The organism is Chelativorans intermedius, assembly GCF_025398255.1.
In the GTDB taxonomy this organism is placed as follows: Bacteria; Pseudomonadota; Alphaproteobacteria; order Rhizobiales; family Rhizobiaceae; genus Chelativorans; species Chelativorans intermedius.
This window is the reverse complement of record NZ_JAODNW010000037.1, coordinates 1-19,873: the sequence shown is the minus strand read 5'-3', so window position 1 is coordinate 19,873 and position 19,873 is coordinate 1. Positions and strand designations below refer to the sequence as shown.

Here is a 19,873-nt window from a genome sequence, read left to right as displayed (position 1 = left end):
GTGTTCCACACGATCCGGGAAGCGCGCGACCTGATCGGCGCCACGGACCGCTCGCTGGCCATTCTCAATGCCCTGCTTTCGTTCCACCCGGAAACGGAGCTCGCAGGCGATGGTGAGCTCATCGTCTGGCCATCGAACGAGCAGCTCATGGCCCGAGCCAACGGGATGCCGGCGACGACGCTGCGGCGCCATCTGGCCGTCCTGGTCGAATGCGGGCTGATTATCCGGCGGGATAGTCCGAACGGAAAGCGCTTCGCTCGCAAGGGCAGGGGTGGGCAGGTCGAACAGGCCTACGGGTTCGACCTTTCTCCGATTGTCGCCCGTGCCGAGGAATTCGAGGAACTGGCGGACGCTGTTCGAGCTGAGAAGAACGCCTTCCGGCTTGCCAAGGAACGCCTGACGCTGCTGCGCCGCGACGTCGTCAAGCTCATCGAGACGGGCATTGATGAGAACGTTCCGGGCAATTGGGGCAGGGTGCAGCAGACCTACCAGGCTATTGTCGGCCGCTTGCCGCGATCGGCCCCGCGGCAACTCATCGAAGACATCTGCTGTGATCTCCACGGCCTCTACACGGAAATCCTCGATGTGTTGGAATCATTCGCAAAAACACAGAATCCGGACGCCAATGAGTCCCATTCTGGTCGCCACATACAGAATTCAAACCCAGACTCCATATCTGAATCTGAAAAAGGCTCCCGAAAAGAAGATGAAGCGAGCGGCACCGCCCCGGACACCGACAACGTGCGGAGCCTACCGAAACGAGATCTGCCTTTGGGAATCGTGTTAGATGCCTGCCCGAACCTGCTGGAACTGGCGCAGGGCGGCGATATCCGGCATTGGCGCGATTTTCTGGTCGCAGCGGAACTGGCGCGGCCGATGCTGGGGATCAGTCCCAGCGCTTGGCGCGAAGCCTGTGAGATCATGGGCGAGCGGCACGCGGCGATCACGCTCGCGGCGATCTACCAACGCACGGAAAACATCAACAGCGCCGGCGGCTATCTGCGCAGCCTGACTGACAAGGCGAGGGAAGGGAAATTCTCGACCTGGCCGATGATCATGGCGCTGCTCCGGGCAAAGCTTGAGACTGGAAGATCCCGAGGTACGGGCTCCGATGAAGCTCCCCGGTCGCAGGGCGATCACACCAATGCACCGCCAAATGGAGCTGGTCTGGAGGTCTCCGACGCGTTGCGGCGGAGCCTGCGAAACAAACCGTGGTGACGGAAGGAAGGTGGGTGATGGGCACCCGTGTACTCATTGGCCCAGCGATTGCCGCTGCCTTGTCGCGAGCGCGCGAGGTTGAAAAACGCGCCCCACGGACGCTGCGTATCCGCTTGCACTTGGTGACAGAGAATGGCGGTGGCCTGCAGATTACTGCACGTATTTCCGCAGAGACAGACGAGAAACTCATGGTGCAAGAGAAGAAGGGGAGGCGGCTCGTTTCCTGGGATGAGCTGGATGAAACTGCCGATCGGCTCGTCGAAATCGTCGAGGAGGTCGCCGAGGAGGTTTTGTCTTCCGTCCAAAGTCTTCCACGTCCTGCTCGGCTGTCGGGCGGAGGGAGGTACACTCAGCGAAGGTCTCCAAGAGGAAGCGGCATTGGCTGACCTATGCGCGGAAAAGGTGGTGAGAGCCGCCGATGCGGCCATCAACGATCCAACTGTGAACCTGGATGCTGTGGCGAAAGCCGAAGCCGCTATGATGGCTGGGCTGAAGCTCGCCGCACTTTCCGCCTTTGCGATCGGCGTCAAGGCCGCCGAGTTGGTCGAGGAGTTGGAATGTGAATTGGCCAACCTTAAGCAGGGCACGCGTGACCACCCAATGTTTTCCATGCATCGAAAACTACATTCGTAGCCGATTATGCGGTCTTGCAGGCGAGGGGAGGGGCGATTTATGGCGCGTTCGCGCGCCAAGATCATACTTTGGTTCGCGCATTCAGGCCGCCTCAAGCAAGCCGCTTCGCTTTGCCCGGTCGAGAAGATTCTTGACGGAGGAAGGCGCCCATCTCGTGCCGCCACGCGGTGTGCGCTCATGAAGGCGCTCGAGCTGATTGGCGATTTCGCGCAGAGTGAGGTGCGGATTGGAGGAATGGATGCCCGCCACAAGCGTCATCAGGCGATCCTCGGGCGGTCGAGGCGGCGACTTCCTCAGGAGCGACTTGTCGGCCATGCCTTCGCTGACCATCCATTTTACCGCGCGCCGCAAGCGCTCCGGGGTCCAATCGATGCCGCGTTGCTTGAGGACGCGCGAAATATCGTCCCAGGTGTGGTCCGGTCGCATGCGCCGGACGATCGGAAGCCATTGATTGGCAGTGGACTGGATGCGCGCGCCGTAGGCTGCCTTCTGAGCAGCCGTCATCTTGGCCAGCATCTCCGGCCGACGTTCCCTGACCCCGGGATTGCCTGGTAGCCGGCCTTTTGCCTTGGCAGCTTTGACGCCTGCCTTCGTCCGCTCCGAGTTGAGAGCCCGTTCCAGCTGGGCGACGGCGCCAAGGACCTGCAGCGAAAACATGCCCTGCGGCGTCGTGGTATCGATAGGATCGCTCAGCGAGCGGAAATATGCGCCTTTGGTCGTCAGCTCCTCGATGACATTGAGCAGGTGGCTCACCGAGCGCGCCAGGCGGTCGAGCCGAACCACGACGAGGGTGTCGCCGGCGCCGATCTCACGGACCAGCCGAGCGAGGGCAGGGCGGGTCCGCGAGGCGCCGGAGCCATGCTCCTGGATGATTGTGTCGCATCCGGCCGACCTCAGTTCCATCTCCTGCGCTTCCGTCGCCTGTTCGTCCGTGGAGACGCGCGCATAGCCGATAAGCCGGCTCTGTGGCCGACGGGAAGCGGGATTGCGCGGTGTTTTGGCCATTTGGAGCGCCTGAGTGTCATTTGTCAAAGTTAGCTTCAATGCGGAACGCAGAAAATCAATACCTTAGCGATGGCCATGGTCACACCCGTCGGTCCCTGATTCCCCATAGTTGTCTTCACTATGTAGCATAAATTGCCCATACTTCCCTTCAATGTCTGCGATTCGGGTGGGGCGTGAGAGAGGGCCTTGGCAGAGTTTGAGGAAGATCCTGATCGGATTGCCGAACGCGGTACGCTTTCGCTGTCCGCCCAGGCACGACAGGAGGCGCAACGTCGCTATCCCGTGATAGCGCCCCTGGCGGCCCAGGAAGTGGTTTCAGCCGTCGATGCGCGAGCCGCGGCCGATCTTCTGGGGATCAGCTCTCGAACCACATACGCACTCGTCGCTCGTTTCCGGGCCTCGGGTGGAGTGATGAATTCGCTGGCTCCAGGAAAGCCGTCCGGTGGCCGAGGCAGATCGAGAATGCCTGCGCGGGTGGACGACATTGTCACGGCGGCAATCTACGACACCTACCTGACGCGGCAAAAGCGTCGGATCGTTCGGCTCGTCGAGGAAGTTCAACTTCGCTGCAAGAAGGCCGGATTGGTGGCTCCGTCGGCCAAAACCATACGTCGCCGTCTTGAGACTATTCGCGCCGAAGAGGTTGCACGCCGCCGTGAGGGCCCAGGCAGCGCTTCCGCACGACGGTTGACCTCGGCAGCCGGACATGGACCGATATCGCACGCACCTCTTGATGTCGTTCAAATCGACCACACGCCGATCGATATCATCCTGGTGGACGAAGTCAGCCGCTTGCCGGTCGGGCGGCCGTGGCTGACGGTGGCGATTGACGTCTATAGCCGATGCATCACCGGCTTTCTGGTCTCGTTCGAAGCACCGTCGGCCACCAGCGTTGGATTGTGCCTCGCTCACACCGGAGTCGAGAAGCGAGCTTATCTCGAAGGTCTCGGTCTGGATACCGAGTGGCCCATCGCCGGTATTCCGCGTCTCCTGCATCTCGACAACGCGGCGGAGTTTCATGGCGAAGCTCTTGCACGCGGTTGTCAGCAGCATGGGATCGACCTGGAGTACCGTCCGAAGGGCCAACCGCATTTCGGCGGCGTGATCGAACGCCTGATCGGCACATTGATGGGCCTGGTGCACGATTTGCCGGGCACGACATTCTCGAATCCGGTCGATCGTGGGACTTATGACAGCGACGCTGCGGCAATCCTGACCCTGTCCGAGCTGGAGCATTGGCTGGCCCTGGCGATCACCGGTCGATATCATCACGAGGTCCATGAAGGGATCATGGAGCCGCCGCTGGCGCGGTGGAAGCGCGGTATCGCCGAGCATGGAAGCCCACGAGCAGTCGGCAATGGCCGGGAATTTCTGGTCGATTTCCTGCCTGTGGTGCGACGAACGATCCAACGGGATGGCTTCACGCTCGACTACATCACCTACTATTCCGACGTTCTGCGCCCATGGATCGCAAATCGGGATCGCTGCCGATCCTTCCTTATCCGCCGCGATCCCCGCGACCTGTCGCAGATATTCGTGCTCGAGCCAGACGGCCGCAGCTATGTGACAGTGCCCTGCCGGCGTCTGGAGCGGCCGGGAATCTCGCTTTTCGAGCATCGCCAGGCCGTTCGAATGATCAAGGCTGGCGGTCGGGCCCAGGTCGATGAAGAGGTTATCTTCAGGACGGTGGAGCAGCAGCGCGGGCTGGTGAAAGCCGCGGCACGGAAATCCAGAGCGGCCCGGCGTCAGTTGGCGCGCCAGACCCCGGCCCCCGAGGCGCCGGTGGATCGTGTGGTTGCTGTGCCGATGCCGACCATCGAAAATGAGAGCGACGGTGATGATCTGGCCACCGTCCCACCGCCATTTCCGGTGGAAAAATGGTGACAACGGATCTCAACCACCTTGCTCCAGACCTGCAAACGGTTGCCGCGGGAGACGACGCCCAAAGAATTGCGTTCATCCGGGGGCAGTGGTGGATTGGCTATCCGCAGGCACAAGCCGCACTCGATCTCCTTCGCACGGCCATGGAGAAGAGCCCGGACGCGTTCGACCGCAGTGCTTTCTCCTGCTGGGGCCGACCAACAACGGAAAATCGATGATCATCGAGAAGTTTCGACGGGATCATACGCCAGCGGCCTTGCCCGGCCGTGACGAGGAGAACATTCCCGTTGTCGTCGTGCAGATGCTTACCGATCCGGGTGTGGCGCGGTTCTACCAGCATCTCCTGGAGGTCCTGGGAGCTCCGGTCCGGAGAACCGCACGCAAGCACGATCTCGAGGCGCAGGCGTTGTCCATTCTCAAAAGGGTGGGCACCAAGGTCCTCATCATTGACGAGCTGCACAATATTCTCGCCGGTACGTCGCCGGCGCAGCGTGAGTTCCTCAATTTGCTACGTTTCCTCGGCAACGAATTACGGATACCGGTCGTGGGGGCAGGGACCCGGGACGCCTACATCGCCATCCGCACCGATCCGCAGCTTGAGAACCGGTTCCATCCGATCATCCTGCCGGTATGGGAGGAGGGTGACGAGCTCAGCCGGCTGATCCAGAGTTTTGTGGCGACGTTTCCGCTCCGGAAGCCGTCATTTCTCAACTCGGCCGAACTCCAGCGCTGGGTCTTGGCTCGCACCGGCGGAACGATCGGTGAAATCGCGGCTCTTTTGCGTTCGGCCGCTGTCGCTGCGGTGGAAGGTGGAGAGGAGGCGATCAATCAGCGGTCCCTTCAGCTGATGAAGTATCGCGGCCCGGCGGAGCGGCGGCGCCTCACCGAGAAGCTGCTGACGTGACTATGGCGAAGAGGCTGCCAATTCATCCTCAGCCATTGGCGCACGAAGCTCTGTCGTCATGGCTGTGGCGGCTCGCAGCCGAGTACGACATGGGCGCCGGTGAATTCGCTGAAGCTGCCTTGGGCATCAAGAGGTTGGATATCGGGCTGGTGGATTTCTGGCCGTCTGCCGCTTTGATCACGAAGCTGGCGGAACGTACCGGTGTTCCTTCCGGTCGAATCCGGGCAATGACAATGGCGGCCTACGTGCCCTATCTGCTGGACAGTCTGGCGCCGCAAAACGGCATCTTTTCCAACTATTGCTGTCAGTTTGGCGCTTTCGAGAATCCTGCCCTGCGCATCCGGCCCGTGCGGGCAGCGTGGTGGCTCCCTTGGCTTTCCGGCGATCTTGCCGGCGGCAGGATGGTCGGGTGCATTCACTGCCTGCGGAGCGATCGACGCCGGTTTGGCAGGCTGCACTGGCGAGCGAACTGGATGGCTAGCTGCCCGAAGCATGGCGTTCTGCTGCAAGCTGCCAGCCCCGCCGAACAATCCGAGTATCCAGCCCCCAAAGAAGCTGATGCGGTGCTCGCTACGCTTGACGGTCTGACCTTGCAGGCTGTCACCAAGGGCAGGGTGCGATTAGCCGGTGGCCGCATTGTTCATGGAGGGCTTTGGCTTCGCGTTCTACGGGGCGTGATCGATGAGATCTGCCGCCCGCGCCGCATGAAGGATCCGGCACGCCCGAAAATCGAGGCAGCGTGGGCGCTCGCAGGCCTGACCTATCGGCATGCCTTGGGACGCTGGGGCATTTACGAGAAGTTGGGTCGCTTGGAGCGGGCCAATGTGCTGAAAGTAGCTGCCTTGGCCATGCAGCCGCTGATCAGGGCGGGGCTCCAGCCATTGAAGACATCCACGCGCCCATTGGAGGTCGACGCCTCGCGCGCTGCCTCACCTCCCGTTCTCGCGCGGGATTTCGAGCTGATGCCGATCGAAATCGAGAACATCACCATGCTGGCCCGTGAAAACGACGAAGTTGCGATCGACCTGCGCCGGATGCTCAATCATCACCCACGCAGCGCACGGTTCGTCGCTCAGACTGACGAAACCCTCGAAAGTTTGGGAATTCCGGTGTTGGCGCCGCTTCTCGTTGCCCGGACGCCTGATCGCGCCGGTCACCCCTACTGAAGTCAGCTTTGTCCCGCCAGTGCAGTCCACTGTGACAAATGACATTGACTATAGCCAATTTTTGGGGGTGTACAAAGTAGGAAATTACTAGGAAAGGATCGTTTGTAAATGTCTCTTGCGCACTTGATTGACGGCTTGGGGTCGCTAGATCGCCCGAAAAACGGGCTCTCTCGTCGATCTGAGTACGGTTTGGCAGGCCTCTGTCCAATCCCGGAGCCCGCAAGGCTCTTTAGATAATGAAGAGCCAAAGAAATTCCGATGTGCCGGAAGTGAAAGCTATGTTAGCTTCTGTAACAAAAACGAAGCACCGTGTTATCAATGGCTTATGAAATCGGCAAATTGAACCACGAGAGCCTTCTGCGGCCGATTGCGACCGCGGAGGACGCGCTCGCACGGCTCGACGAGCGTGTGGCGCGATCCGAGGTCGGGCCGGGCTTTGCCGAACGGGCCGTTTTCTTCGAATCCGTCTCCAGTATGTGGGTTGCCGGAGAGCTGGTCCATGTCGAGGATCTGGTTCTTCACGATGCACAAATGGATATCCGTGCCCCCAGCCACGAGCTCGTCATCGCGCACCGTATTGTTCGGGCCAGGCGTCGCGTGTCGAGAAACGATCCCGGCTGGGCGGTTTCGCGGTCAGGGATCATGGCGCTTGCTGGCATAGCTGACGGCAATGCGGTTGATGTTGCGGAGACCGAGAGGGGAGGGGAGGGGGCAGATCAAGCACCGGACGAGGACGTCGATCCCTCTGCCGAGCTGGCCGAGATCGATGAGATCCTCGACCGAACCAAATGGTTGGTCGACGGCGGTTCACCTGGCGAACAACGAGCGAGTGGACCCGAGGTCAGTGTCGGCGAGCTGCTTATTCGTGATCCGGATTGGAACGAAACCGAACGGATCGCTGAATGGCTCGAGCTGGTCAAGCATGTCGAGTCGCTTCCGGCATCCTTGGCGGCGGCCCTCCTTTGGGACGCCTGGGAGCACCTAGAACCTCTGCAACGCCAGCACTGGCTCGGGCAGGTTCTCGTTTCGGATTTCCTTAGATCGCGTGGGAAGGTTCGATCTCACCTGCTGGCCTATTCAGTGGGCTTGCGGGAGATTCCGCGCGATCGCCGTCGTGCGCTCGATCGGAGCACAAGGTTGATTGCCTATCTCGATGCCCTGGGTGCGGCCGCCGGCGCGGGAATGAAACATATCGATCAGCTGACACTCGCAAAGCGTCAACTCGAGCGGCGCGTAGTCGGCAAGCGCTCGACGAGCAGCCTTCCGGTCGCCATCGACCTAATTCTTTCGCGGCCGATCGTGTCAGCACCGATGATCGCGAAGACGGCAAAGGTGACGCCGCGGGGCGCACTCAACCTCATCGGCGAACTCGGTGTCAGGGAGATCACCGGCAGGGGGCGGTTTCGCGCGTGGGGTATTCTTTAGCCGGCAGGATTCTTGCAATCCCCAGTGAGGACGGTCTTTCCTTGCGAGCGACTTGTGATGGCGCTTTTGGTTGGTTCTTTCGCATGCCCTCAAGCGCTGACGATAGTTCCCTGCAGGAACGACATGGGATCGAGGTTGTACTCTGATCTGAATGCTTCGGCCGACCGCGAACCATTGGCGAACTCCTCAAGGAGACCCTCAACGACCGAATTGTGATAAGTAGCGAGCCACTCGAACTTTTCACGTACGCGACCGGCCGTTGCAGCCAGCTTATCGTGGATGAGTTCCGCGTGGCTTTGGAGAAAAAGGAAATAACCGGCAGGGTCGTCAAACTCGGACTCGCTTGCTCCAAGGTAATCGACGAAGCGCGTCCCATCGACGTCGACACGCAGCAGCTGGTCAACGTACTGCAGCTCCTCGTCAAGTTCGTGGTCCTGATTGCGCAGCCGCGCATCGGCGAGAAAGCTCTCGTAGGCGGCTTGGTCCACGACGACGCGGGGATGGATCGCCTCATTTGTCTCGATTTCATAAGCCCGGACCATAGCCGGACCGAAAACCGGCCCCTTGCCGTTTAGTCCCACATGGGCATTGCCGATGGCGACCCCAGCGCGGATCACCACGCCGTGTCCAATGCACTCGACCTGCGCATGAAGTAGATCGAGCAATTCGTGAAAGAAGGCGCCGTCGTTGAACTGGGTGTCGAAGACCCGGACTCGAACGACCGCATCCGAAACGGAATCTGCGAATGCGCGGCTGAGCAATCGCGCATCCTTCATTCTGCGGGTTGGGAGTTCTTCGACCGGCGCCGTGAACTCCCGCAGTTGCACCAACACATCTCGAATGTCGTGGGCGTGGCGTGTTTCAAGCAGGTCTTGAAAGCCCAACACATCGATGAAGCTGACAATGCAGGGTTCGTATCCCTCACCTGGCACGCGCGCGGCGATCTCCGCTACACGCTTTTCACGCGCCCTCCTTTTTCGGGCTGCAGATCGGTCGACCGAACGCAATGCCTCAGCGACGGTTCTGAACCCCTTTGCTTTTTTTTGCATCCCTCAATCCTCCGCCCATCTACATTCATTGCGCAACTTCGACGATACCTACGATGGAACGATACATTATTCTATATCTAATAGCGCTAAATGATCACGACTCTGTATCAAGCGTGTTGACGGAGACCGCGCAAGGCGATAGATATAGTATCCTGATCGAAAACGGTATGTTAATCTGGATTCTATATCATGGCCTACCAAAGCGAAAGCCTGATCGCGCAAGCACGCGAGATCCGCGAGGCCTCCGGCGTTAGTCAGCGCGCGCTCAGCGAGCGGGCCGGATTGACGCAGAGTCACATCTCCCAAATTGAGAGCGGCAAGATGGAGCCGGGGCTATCTAGCTTCATCGATTTGACCCGGGCACTCGATCTCGAGGTCATGCTTGTCCCGAAGAAGCTCGTACCTGCCGTGTTGAACCTGGTTAAGGCCCGGGCGACACGAGACATGCATATCCACGCCGGTCAGCCAAACGACAAGCGATTTGCTCGCGCAGACCGCTTGGTCAAGAAGATGAAGCACCTCTACGGGAGCTCGGCCGACCTCGATCGCATCGAAGATACGCTTGGCTTCCTGCGACGCGTAAACCTAAGCGATCAGGAGATGCAGCTGGTGCGCGAGCTGATCACCCGCCTCGAGCGGTATCAGGCAAGCGCGCAGGCCGCTCCCGTCGTCCGCGACATTGCCCAGAACCTGCAGCAACTGCGCAATTCGATCGTACATGCCGCTCCGTCTGAACCCCGTCCCGCCTACTCGCTGGACGATGGAGATGCCGATGCCTGACGTATCGGTTCTTGATGTGCGGCTCTACGACGAGCCTATCGGCACTCTGACCCATTTGCAGGGCGATCGGACGATCTTCGCGTTCAACGAAGACTATGTCGAGAATCCGGACCGACCGACCCTCAGCCTGTCGTATAAGGACGACCTGGGCGGCCTGATCACAAAGATCCGCCCGACACAGCGGGTTGTACCGCCATTCTTCTCGAATCTGCTGCCGGAGGGTGGCCTACGCCGCTATCTCGCCGAGCGGGCAGGGGTCAATCAGCAGCGCGAATTCTTCCTGCTCTGGGTGCTGGGGCTCGACCTGCCCGGAGCACTCTCGATCCATTCCGCGGTCGGTGACGCCCTTCCACCCAGCGATGACGAGGATTTGCCGGAGAAAGCCAAGCCCAATGCGCTGCGCTTTTCGCTCGCCGGTGTGCAGCTCAAGTTCTCCGCGTTCGAGAACGCGGGGAAGGGCGGGGGGCTGACCATCCCCGCGGAGGGCGTTGGCGGTTCGTGGATCGTGAAGCTTCCGTCCCAGCAGTTCACCGGTGTTCCGGAAAACGAGTTTTCGATGATGACGCTTGCAGGCATGATTGGCATGGATGTGCCGGCCATCAACCTGATTGATCTCGATGCGATCGCCGGCATTCCCGCAGGTGTAGGCGAGCTAAAGGGACAGGCGCTTGCTGTTAGTCGCTTCGACAGAACCGGCGACAGTCCGGTCCACACCGAGGATTTTGCGCAAGTGTTCGGGGTCTTCCCGGACGACAAGTACAAGCGCGCGAGCTACGCCAACATAGCGCGCGTCATCGGCACCGAGGCGGGAGATGTCGGTGCTGCCGAATTCATTCGCCGCCTTGTGTTCAGCGCGCTGATCGGCAATGGCGACATGCACCTCAAAAACTGGTCACTGATCTACCCGGACCGGCGGACTGCCGCGCTGTCGCCGGCCTACGACCTGGTATCGACCATCCCTTATATCGACGGTGAGGATACCGCCGCCCTCAATTTCTCTCGGACCAAAAAGATGGCCGAATTCGATGCGGATGAGCTACGGCATCTGGCGGCGAAAGCGCTTCTACCGGAAAGGCTTGTCATCGACACTGCCGCCGAGACCGTGCAACGATTTCGGCAGGTTTGGGAGGCCGAGAAGGGGCACCTGCCTCTCGCCGCCGATGTCGTGAACGCGATCGACGCACACGCCCCAACTGTGCCACTTTACAAGGAACTGGCATGACTAGGAACCCGGTCACGAACCTGCGCCACCGTCCATCTTCGGAACAATGGAGAGGACAGGGCATGTCGCCTCGTGAACCATCGCTCGAGTTCGTATGTCCACGATGCGGGGCGACGGTCACCGAAATCATTGAAGAAGTCCCGGGCTATAACGTCTCGGCAGACAAGGAATCCGACGCGCAGGGCTATGCCGAACAGACAGTGACCTGCCCCGAATGCGCGCAGGAGTTCGTTGTGAACATCCTGAACACCGGGGCGTGCCTCGTGGCGGACTTGGCGGACGGAACGACGCAGGTCACTGTGATCGACGATCCGGTCCACAGTCCGGAGGATGCGTGGGAAGTGGAAGCGTATCAACGCGAGAACTTGCCACATGACCCCGGAGAGATTTTCAAGTTCGCTACGTACGACATCGATCATATTGCAGCAGAGATGGAGGGTCGCGGTTCCATCAACGCAGTGAACCGCATGCTGCTCGTCCAGTATTTCTCCGCGATCGAGGCATATCTCAGCGACCGTCTAATCAGACTGGTGCTCGACGATCCCGAGGCCATGGCAGCTCTGGTAAAGGGCAACAAGGAATGGGCAGCTGACAAGATCGGTGTTGTTGAACTCGCGTCAAATCCAGATGCCTTTCGCAATTGGGTCCAAACCCGTTTGCGCGAGCTGATGTACCATAACTTCGTGAAGATCGATCTGTACTATCGGAGCGCGCTCGGCTCGACCATTTTTCCAGATGAAGCAATCAAGAGTACGCTGATGGAGTTCGTACCGGTACGGCACGATTGCGTCCATCGCTACGGTCGCGATCACGATGGTCGAGAACGGTCAATAGGCAAAGCCGATATTGAGAGGCTGAGCGAAGCACTCAACGGCATGGTTGCTCACCTTGAAGCTGTATTCGCGCGGCGACGGAACAAATAGCCGTCGTCGAGGAATCGCACCTCGCGAGTCCTGATCACTACGAGGGCTTCCGGCCCGATGTGCGGAGAGGCGCTCGGCAACTTGCAGCCGCATCGCATTTCCGAATTGCCGTGGCTCACAGACATCCCGTCACACCTTCCAGCTCCGGTCGACTCCCTACTTGCCTGCATAGCCTGCTTCTATGCCGCTCTACGTAGGATCGAGGCCCAGCCACCCTGCGCCGAGCTCAACCCCTGCGTTTTCGTCTGATCCCCAAGTTATTGCCAATTCTAACAGCAAGGCGGCATCGAATCTGCTATGCGGGAAGTATTGATGAGCTCGAGCCATATGACTGCAGTCAGGAAGAAGAATAGCGCGCCGCTAGATTCACGTTTCATATTCGCTGAAGACTCGTTCGCACGGTTGACGGAAGGGTGGGATTCGCACCTTCGAACCGCAGTTGGTGCCGCAGACGGCGAGTCGTACCTACTCCGCTTATTCAAAAAGACGGGCACGGCGCTCGACGATGATCTGCGGGCAATTGTCGCCCGTGGATTGAGGCGAATTCGACGTGTGCTCTCGTCTCGACGCGCTCGCGACGTTCTCGTTGAGGTCCTCGAAATTGCGGAAGACCCGCACGAGATCGCCATCGTCATGATGGACCCAGGAGGTCCGATTTCCAGAGCATCACAGCGCCGGAGGACAAGGGAGGGGCGCTATCTGTCGAGCACAAGTCGTGGAGTCTTCTGGCGGAACATGGTCCGCGTCGCCGAAGCGCTCGCGTTATGTCACGACGCTGGCATTGTACACGGCGGAGTGAGCATGCACGCGATATTCTCACACGGAGACGATAGAGCCGATTATCGACTCGGTGGCGTTGAGGCATGTGTCCATATTTCCGACGGCGATCTGGGAGGGTCCGGGCACCTGCTTCGCGCCTCGGCCGCGGTGTCGTTCCGGCAGGACTGGATCGACTTGGCGGCAGTTGCCGGCGCAATTCTCGGCCTCGACAGCGACAACCCTCCCGCTCTTCTGTCCGTCGAACGTCGAATGCTGGAACGGCTGGCCGCTCCACCACAGTTTCAGCTCTTTGACGGCGCGGTCGTCCTCGACGAACTGCGAAACGTCGTCACCGAACTCGACCGAGTCGGCTCGAGCGCGGAGGGCGAACTCGTTCTCTACCCATCGAGGGGAGTTGTTCAGAGCGATTTGCCGACACTCACTTCGGGCACCATCCCTGCAGCCGATAGTGCTGCGATCATGCAGTTTGTCGCCGACGATCTGCTTTCGGACGGCATTCGTCTCGTCCCGGACGGACAGGACACGGCGCGTCTCATGACCGACCTCGCGATCTATAACATAAGGATAAAGAGCGACTCTGTGGGGATGATCGAAGGGGCGCACCAGCGTCGCCCAAACGAATGGTTGCACGGCGCCGTCGACATCGTCCATCGTCTGCACCTCTCCCGTCGTCGAGCGAGTGCCGAAGAGCGGGTCCAAAACCTCGGGCCCGGCGCCAAGCGATGGCGCGACCTATTGGAACCCGTGCACTCTGCCGACGGGACGACCGATGTACCGATTTGGTTCGCTCTCATTCTCCTCGAAGCCTTCACTCTGCTGAGGGAGCAGTTTCGCCTCTACCCCGTCGACGTGCTCGCACCAGCCAAGGCCGAGCCCAACGTCGTTTGGCTGGCCTCCAGCGATGACGCAGAGCGTGATGCTAAGCGCGAAACGATGGGGCTGCGCCCGACTGCCGACGCGCTAAGGCGCGAGCTTAAGTATGACGACGGAAAAGCAAACTGGACATTGTCACAAACTGCGCGCCTTGCCATGGGTCGCGAGCGCGTGCCTGAACTCACCTACGAGGGCAGCAGCCTAATCAACGGGAAAACCGCGTTCGCTTTCGGCACAAACCTGCCGATCCCGGCAGGGCAACGGCTTTTCCTCCGGCCTCGCAAGGAAACCGGCACAGAGCAGGCCATTCGGCGACGGCTGCAGAATATTGTGGCGGCCAGGTCCAATGTCGAGCTTCTGAGGGCACTGGATGATCCGGCCCAGGTTGCCATGGATGAGATGTTGCGCGACATCGCGGTTCCGGGGCCGCCACCCGCCGACGCCGACATGGAGGAATCCAAAATCCAGGCTTGGGAGTCGATCGTCGCCGGCCGCTCCATCAATGTGATTGTCGGGCCACCCGGCGTGGGCAAGACCTTTTTGATCTCACATCTCGTGAAGAGCATCCTGCATCAAACTCCAGATGCTCGAATTCTGGTGTCGTCTCAGAACCATGAGACGCTAGTCCACATGGAGGACGAGCTTCGCAAGTTCCTCCCCAAAACCTCCACCATCGTCGTTCGCGTCGAGCGATCGCGCTCCAGCGAAAAGGCGGGTGCGCTTAGGCGGAGCTCGCATTCGCTGTTGCGCTCCGTTGCAAAGCCTGACCCGGCGAACGCCGCGATCATGGCGAACCAACTCAATCAGATCATCCAGGCACTCAAGCCCACGGATACGTCGGAGCGGTCGATTGCCGACCACGCCTTGCGTGACACTGACAATCTGATGCTGCGCTCGTCAGATGTGACGCTTGCGACAACTTCATCGCACATCCTTGAGGAGATGATTGCCGACGGCGAACAGTTCGACTGGGTCTTCATCGAGGAAGCCGCGCGGGCCAACGGCGCCGAACTGATCGGTGCTCTGCTGCTAGGAAACCGCAGGGTGATGATCGGGGATCACAATCAGCTGTCTCCCTTCGATGCCGTAGATCGACAAAAGTTCTACGATGCCGACCGGGCCAGCGAACTCCTGCGTGATGCGAATGAGAAGCTTGCCGCGATTTCCGACTTGCCCAGCGAGGTCGAGGTCGCGCTCAATGCGTTGAAGGCAGACCCCATCCTGCTCAGCGACGTTCTCGCCATCTCGTCTCGTCTTGAAGAGCCGTTCAGATCTATTGCCGAGCGGGAAAGGACAAGAACCGGCGACACGGGCCGACCCAGTACGATTGCCAACACGCTGCGCGAGCAGAGCCGCATGCATCCGGCCATATGCGAGGTTGTTTCCAACACGTTCTACGAGCGAAAACTGGTATCCTCGGACCGAGTGACGACTCGTAAGCTGGCCGTGGAGTGCGCCGGCGGATTTCCCGCTTCTCCGGTGGTGATTCTGGACGTGCCCTCGCTTAGCGTGGTCAAGAGGCGGGCATTCGAGCAAACGGTGAAGCGCTCTTTGCGTAACGAGGTTGAGGCGACTGCGTTGCTGGAAGCCATGAAGAACCTGCGGCCTGTCATCCGCCAGGATGAGCCGACGCCGACGCTTGCAGTGCTGTCTCCCTATCTGGCGCAAGTCAATCACCTCGAACGACTGCTCAAACCGCAGATCGATGTTTCCGCGGGTACGCTGTTCGGCTTCGCCAGCCCGCGAGGTGATGGAAAGTTCGTCTACACCAGCGACAGTTTCCAAGGTGGTGAGGCCGATCTCGTCGTCGCCTCCCTTGTGCGCAACAACGTCCTCGTTGGGACGAGGGCGCTTGGCTTCATGAAGAACCCTCAGCGCCTGAACGTCTTGCTCAGTCGCGCCAAGCAGAAGCTCGTTCTCGCTACCAGCCGGCAGTTCATCCGCAATGCCGTGGACGGGATCGAGCCTGACGCGGTCAACGACGAACTCGGTTTTCTGCGGATCATGCTCGATGAAATCGCCCGTTTGTCCGAGACTGAATTTCCGGTGGTCGGGAGGGGCGCAACCGTCATCCCTGTAGACGAACAGGGGAGACTGGCCTGGTGAACAACATTTACATCCCGGCCTGGCACTATCGTGCCCCCGGCATCGCCCAGCGGACTTGGGGCTGGAGTCCGGTCGAGGAAATGATCCTGCTGTCACTCGATCAAAGCCCGGGAACGATCAACGACGTCTCCCAAACGCTCAAGATTCCCCGACAGGTGGTCAGCTCGACCGTCGCGCGCCTTATGCAGTTCGGACTCATCGAGGTTCGGATGTCGCCGCAACCTGTCCTGTCCGCCAGCAGCGTCGGTCGTGACTTCATACGCACAGGGCGCGCGCTGCCCGAACGCACGGTCGATCGCGAAATCGGCGTCAGCGTCGTCTACGAAAAGGTCGGACTATCCGTTTTCAGGACTAGGGACGTTGACACGATCCCTGTCACCAGGCTTCCTTCCAATGGGGCCATCATCACGTTTCCTGAAGGCGAGCCACCAGAGACGCACTACTCGATGATGCAGCGTGTCAACGAGTTTATGGTTGGTAGGCTTAGGCCAGGTGAGTGGCTGCGCGGGGTGCAGGCCAACAGTTCCTTCCTTGAGGCAAGATTTCTCGTGCTCGATCTCGATGAGGTCGCAGCAGGCGTTGTCCCGCCAGGGGCAAGCGATCAGCTCGTTGACGCCCTCAACGGGACGATCAAGACCGGCGTCCTGCCGAGTACCACGACACCGCCGCCGGAGCGCCCCGTAACAATCGAAACCAGTTTTGATGCCGATCAACTTGTTGTCGGTGCTGAACAGCATTTGCAGCGCTTCGAGCAGATTGTAGGCGCCGCCAAGTCCAACATCTTCGTTCTGTCCACGTTCGTAGCCTCGCTATCTGATGAAAAAGGCCGGGACCGCCGAGAACGAATTGTGAGAGCACTCGAGGATGCCTGCAGACGGGGCGTCAGATGCCACCTTTTCTTCGGAACGTCACTCGATCGTGCCAAGCATGCCACGGCCATGCAGGAACTCTATCTCCGCTTGTCTGCCGCGAGACAAACAAGAGGGTATCTCCTGGTGCAAAGGGACCCTGTCGACAGCCATGCCAAGTTTCTCGTCGCCGACAACGGTCACGATGGAGCAGTCGTGCTGATGGGCTCGTGCAACTGGCTTCACTCCCCGTTCTCGGCCGTTGAAGTCTCGGCCGAACTCACGGAGGCCAATTCGGTCGCAGAAGGGCTGGATCTGCTTCGTGAGATTGTCTCAAAGCTTTCCAGCGCCAGCCGATCCGTCGAAGCACTCCAATTCATGGCGTCCGAACTACGGCGTCAGCGAAGTCCGCTCTCTATCCCCGAGGATACCGAGGCGCCGTCCGCTACACTGACGATCCTACATGCCGCCGATCACGAACGCCTGCTGCGGGTCGCCGCCCACGATGCGGGGCAACGCTTCGTCTGCTGTACGAACAAGGTCGGTGCGAACATGGTGCCAGCCTTGTTCGATCCTGCTGAGATTGCGGGCCGGCGGCTGAGCGATGTCCGCATCTACTATTCGCGCCGTTCCGGTCCCGTAAAGCGCGGCCATGTAACAAAGCACCGGGAACGGCTCCATGGCATTGTCGAGCTCACCGGTGTGCCTCAGCCGCAACTGCATGCGAAGTTTCTGGCTTGGGACAGCGACAATGTCGTCGTCAGCAGCTTGAATTGGGGTTCCCAGTCAGGGCTTGAGGACAACCCTCTGGATGAAATCGGCCTCTATCTGGAGGGTGCTGACTTGGCGACTTCCCTTCTCGAGAAATTCGAAGCCGAACTCGGGTGATGAGCCAGCCGTGAGATTCGTCTCAACGGTGCCGTGTGATCACAGTTTCGAAGCCGCGAAAATGCGGTCGCTCCGGCGGGCCGCCAGAAATGCTGGATCACAATGCGGGCCTATCGTGACTGCTGCGCCTCCCGGGCACCGCGTTCCTCGCAGGAGCGATCGAAAGTTCCTCCGGGTTGTCACCAGAGGATGTAAGCTGACAACGATATGAGCCGGCCCTACTTCTATCTCGCAGGCCAGCAGGGTCGGCACAAATGGGACATACTGGACAAATGGCACAAAAAGGACTATCTATAGGCTGAAACCTGCAAGGAGTCCCTCCGATGGTCAGTCCAAATTCTCAAACCGAACGCCGCGATCGGAACATCGCCGATCGTGTAGCCGCCAAGGTGACGAACGCCCTCAAGACGGAAAAGGGCTTCGGCCCCGGTTCCCTGGCATTGTCAGCCCTGATTGCTGGCGAAGTTGCTGAGGTTGTTGCCAGGCTGCCGGCTGAACAGCGTCAGGAACTCAACGCGCACAGCGCTGAACTCAAGCAGCGTATCCGCCGTCTCTTCGAGAGCTTTGGACGTGGACAGTCCGGCAAGATCTCTCTGGGTATTCCTGATGAGATTGAGCCCTCGAAAGGGGAGGGCCTTGGGGCCATCGTCACGTCAGAACAGGGTCGGGAAGGCCTGGCTGCGATTGCCGTCCACCGAAAGCTTGAGGACTGGGCGGGTAGAGTGGCAGGTGCCACAGAGCTCAGCCGCAATCTTGGGGTGGCACGATCGTCCCTCAACCGCTGGCAACACGAGGGCGATGTCATTGGGTTGCTCAAAGGGACTAGGAAACATGTCTATCCTGTCGAGCAGTTTATAGATGGTCGACCCGCACTTGGAATTCGGGACATCATCAAACTTGCCAAAAGCGAACGCACGGCCTGGCTCTGGCTGAGCCAAAGGAATCCCGTTCTTGGTGGACGCAAACCTATCGATCTGCTGAAACAGGATCGCGTAAGTGAGGTCGTTGATGCCGCCGCGGCGTACTTCGCCGCCCAATGACGCTTGATCAACGAATTCTGCAGCAGCTCGTCGTTCGGGTTCGCGTCGATGACTACGTGCGCATCCTGGGCCGGGAGCATGCGGCTACTCCACTGGGCATGGGGTTCGGCAAGAGCCGCTTTTCGAGCCCACGGGGCAAATTCAAGCTGTTGTATCTCGCGCAAGACGTGAAAACGGCGGTCGCGGAAACCATCATCCGCGACCGCTTTGAAGGCAAATCCGAACGCTTGCTCCTTCAGGAGGAGTTAGATCGGTATTCTATCACCAGCGTTCGCAATGTCCGCCCTCTCTTCTTGCTCGATCTGCGGTTCGATGGCGCGAGCCTGCTTGGCGTCTCAACCGATGCCGTCCGCGCAAAGGCACAGACAGCGGGCAGGCGTTTGAGCCAGAAGCTCTATGATCAAACTGACCTTGACGGAATTCTCTACATGTCGCGCATCACCAACAAGCAATGCGTGGCTGTCTTTGACCGCGCCGTCGAGATCAGTCTCGATGCCGACAGCCCGGCAAAAAAGCTTCCTGAACTCGCGTGCCTTCCGGCCATCATCGAGGAACTCCATGTCACAATCATACAAACTCAATAGCTTCAGAGATCCCTCCGCCTAGTCTAGGATGCGGGGGAAATCCTGCACGGGGCCTTGCAGAGATTCACGCATTTTACGCGTTAGCCTCGCCTGAAACGTGTGCCAACTCCTTTGCCCTTTCAGGTTCACGCATCGCGATGGCGCTCTGGATAATCGTATCCAGCACCGCTTCCAGTCGGGAGTAATCGTACAAGTGTTGGTGTTCGCTCTGCGCGAGGAAATCGTGCATGTAGCGCGTTTTACACTCGAGTTCACCTTGGTAGCTTTCCACTTTCGAATTGTAGCTAGTCCAGCGTACGCGAGCTTCTTCATTCAGATCCAGGTAGCACTCGATTGCCGCAGCGCGGCCATTGATGTCTGCCACGTGGTCGCCGTTCGGTCCGATCGTGTTGAAGGCTGCGAGAGCCGGAAGATCGGGCAGCTTGATAATGCGCATGTTCGGCGGAACGTTTAGCTTCCTGCACCGGTCGTTGAGAACGGCGGTGAGAAACTAGTCCACGGAAGCGGCGGCATGGAGCTGCTGCGGGCGGCGTAAAAGTCGTCCACCC

General features: G+C 59.7%; 17 protein-coding genes. 14 read left to right on the top strand and 3 right to left on the bottom strand.

What is annotated here, in order from left to right:
• Both repC and NYR58_RS18915 read left to right on the top strand, forming a co-directional pair.
• Positions 1-1,218, top strand: a 1,218-nt coding sequence (gene repC / locus NYR58_RS18920) for a plasmid replication protein RepC (protein ID WP_261522710.1), incomplete at its 5' end; no start/stop codon positions are given.
• Positions 1,219-1,455: 237 nt separating this feature from the next.
• Positions 1,456-1,851 (top strand): hypothetical protein, encoded by a 396-nt coding sequence (locus NYR58_RS18915; protein ID WP_261522709.1) that lies wholly within the window; start codon positions 1,456-1,458, stop codon positions 1,849-1,851.
• Between the two features lie 81 nt (positions 1,852-1,932).
• On the opposite strand, the gene NYR58_RS18910 is transcribed toward NYR58_RS18915, so the two are convergent.
• The gene (locus tag NYR58_RS18910) at positions 1,933-2,856 is read right to left on the bottom strand and encodes a recombinase family protein (RefSeq protein ID WP_261522708.1); all 924 of its coding nucleotides are present in this window, start codon (positions 2,854-2,856) and stop codon (positions 1,933-1,935) included.
• Positions 2,857-3,042: 186 nt separating this feature from the next.
• Here NYR58_RS18910 and NYR58_RS18905 point away from each other — a divergent pair, with 186 nt between their 5' ends.
• The 5 genes from NYR58_RS18905 (at position 3,043) to NYR58_RS18885 (ending at position 8,232) form a co-directional block, all read left to right on the top strand.
• Complete coding sequence (locus NYR58_RS18905; protein WP_261522707.1) at positions 3,043-4,740, top strand: Mu transposase C-terminal domain-containing protein; 1,698 nt, start codon at positions 3,043-3,045, stop codon at positions 4,738-4,740.
• Positions 4,737-4,955, top strand: coding sequence for a TniB family NTP-binding protein (locus tag NYR58_RS20680; protein WP_261522712.1), 219 nt, complete (start codon positions 4,737-4,739; stop codon positions 4,953-4,955). The genes NYR58_RS18905 and NYR58_RS20680 overlap by 4 nt, the downstream gene beginning before the upstream one ends.
• Complete coding sequence (locus tag NYR58_RS18895) at positions 4,922-5,641, top strand: TniB family NTP-binding protein (protein ID WP_261522711.1); 720 nt, start codon at positions 4,922-4,924, stop codon at positions 5,639-5,641. Before NYR58_RS20680 ends, NYR58_RS18895 begins: the two co-directional genes overlap by 34 nt.
• Positions 5,642-5,643: 2 nt before the next feature.
• A complete protein-coding gene (locus tag NYR58_RS18890; RefSeq protein ID WP_261522706.1) occupies positions 5,644-6,807 on the top strand; it encodes a TniQ family protein in 1,164 nt (387 codons plus the stop codon).
• Between the two features lie 318 nt (positions 6,808-7,125).
• Positions 7,126-8,232: an RHE_PE00001 family protein gene (locus NYR58_RS18885; protein ID WP_261522705.1), complete on the top strand. Its 1,107-nt coding sequence runs from the start codon at positions 7,126-7,128 to the stop codon at positions 8,230-8,232.
• 89 nt (positions 8,233-8,321) lie between these two features.
• Here NYR58_RS18885 and NYR58_RS18880 read toward each other — a convergent pair whose 3' ends face one another.
• Positions 8,322-9,281 carry a hypothetical protein gene (locus NYR58_RS18880; RefSeq protein ID WP_261522704.1) on the bottom strand — a complete coding sequence of 320 codons (960 nt, stop codon included), beginning with the start codon at positions 9,279-9,281 and terminating at the stop codon, positions 8,322-8,324.
• Between the two features lie 189 nt (positions 9,282-9,470).
• On the opposite strand from NYR58_RS18880, the gene NYR58_RS18875 reads away from it, so the two are divergent.
• From NYR58_RS18875 to NYR58_RS18845, 7 genes are all read left to right on the top strand, one after another.
• On the top strand, positions 9,471-10,061 hold the full coding sequence (locus tag NYR58_RS18875) for a helix-turn-helix domain-containing protein (RefSeq protein WP_261522703.1): 591 nt from the start codon (positions 9,471-9,473) through the stop codon (positions 10,059-10,061).
• Positions 10,054-11,283 (top strand): type II toxin-antitoxin system HipA family toxin, encoded by a 1,230-nt coding sequence (locus tag NYR58_RS18870; RefSeq protein ID WP_261522702.1) that lies wholly within the window; start codon positions 10,054-10,056, stop codon positions 11,281-11,283. The genes NYR58_RS18875 and NYR58_RS18870 overlap by 8 nt, the downstream gene beginning before the upstream one ends.
• Positions 11,284-11,345: 62 nt before the next feature.
• Positions 11,346-12,206 (top strand): hypothetical protein, encoded by an 861-nt coding sequence (locus NYR58_RS18865; RefSeq protein WP_261522701.1) that lies wholly within the window; start codon positions 11,346-11,348, stop codon positions 12,204-12,206.
• Between the two features lie 312 nt (positions 12,207-12,518).
• Positions 12,519-15,965: a DEAD/DEAH box helicase gene (locus NYR58_RS18860; RefSeq protein ID WP_261522700.1), complete on the top strand. Its 3,447-nt coding sequence runs from the start codon at positions 12,519-12,521 to the stop codon at positions 15,963-15,965.
• The gene (locus NYR58_RS18855) at positions 15,962-17,701 is read left to right on the top strand and encodes a phospholipase D-like domain-containing protein (protein ID WP_261522699.1); all 1,740 of its coding nucleotides are present in this window, start codon (positions 15,962-15,964) and stop codon (positions 17,699-17,701) included. Before NYR58_RS18860 ends, NYR58_RS18855 begins: the two co-directional genes overlap by 4 nt.
• A 323-nt stretch (positions 17,702-18,024) precedes the next feature.
• The gene (locus NYR58_RS18850; protein WP_261522698.1) at positions 18,025-18,741 is read left to right on the top strand and encodes an MbcA/ParS/Xre antitoxin family protein; all 717 of its coding nucleotides are present in this window, start codon (positions 18,025-18,027) and stop codon (positions 18,739-18,741) included.
• A complete protein-coding gene (locus tag NYR58_RS18845; RefSeq protein WP_261522697.1) occupies positions 18,738-19,325 on the top strand; it encodes an RES family NAD+ phosphorylase in 588 nt (195 codons plus the stop codon). Before NYR58_RS18850 ends, NYR58_RS18845 begins: the two co-directional genes overlap by 4 nt.
• 73 nt (positions 19,326-19,398) lie before the next feature.
• Here NYR58_RS18845 and NYR58_RS18840 read toward each other — a convergent pair whose 3' ends face one another.
• Positions 19,399-19,761, bottom strand: a complete 363-nt coding sequence (locus NYR58_RS18840; RefSeq protein WP_261522696.1) for a hypothetical protein — start codon at positions 19,759-19,761, stop codon at positions 19,399-19,401.
• Positions 19,762-19,873 lie beyond the last annotated feature (112 nt).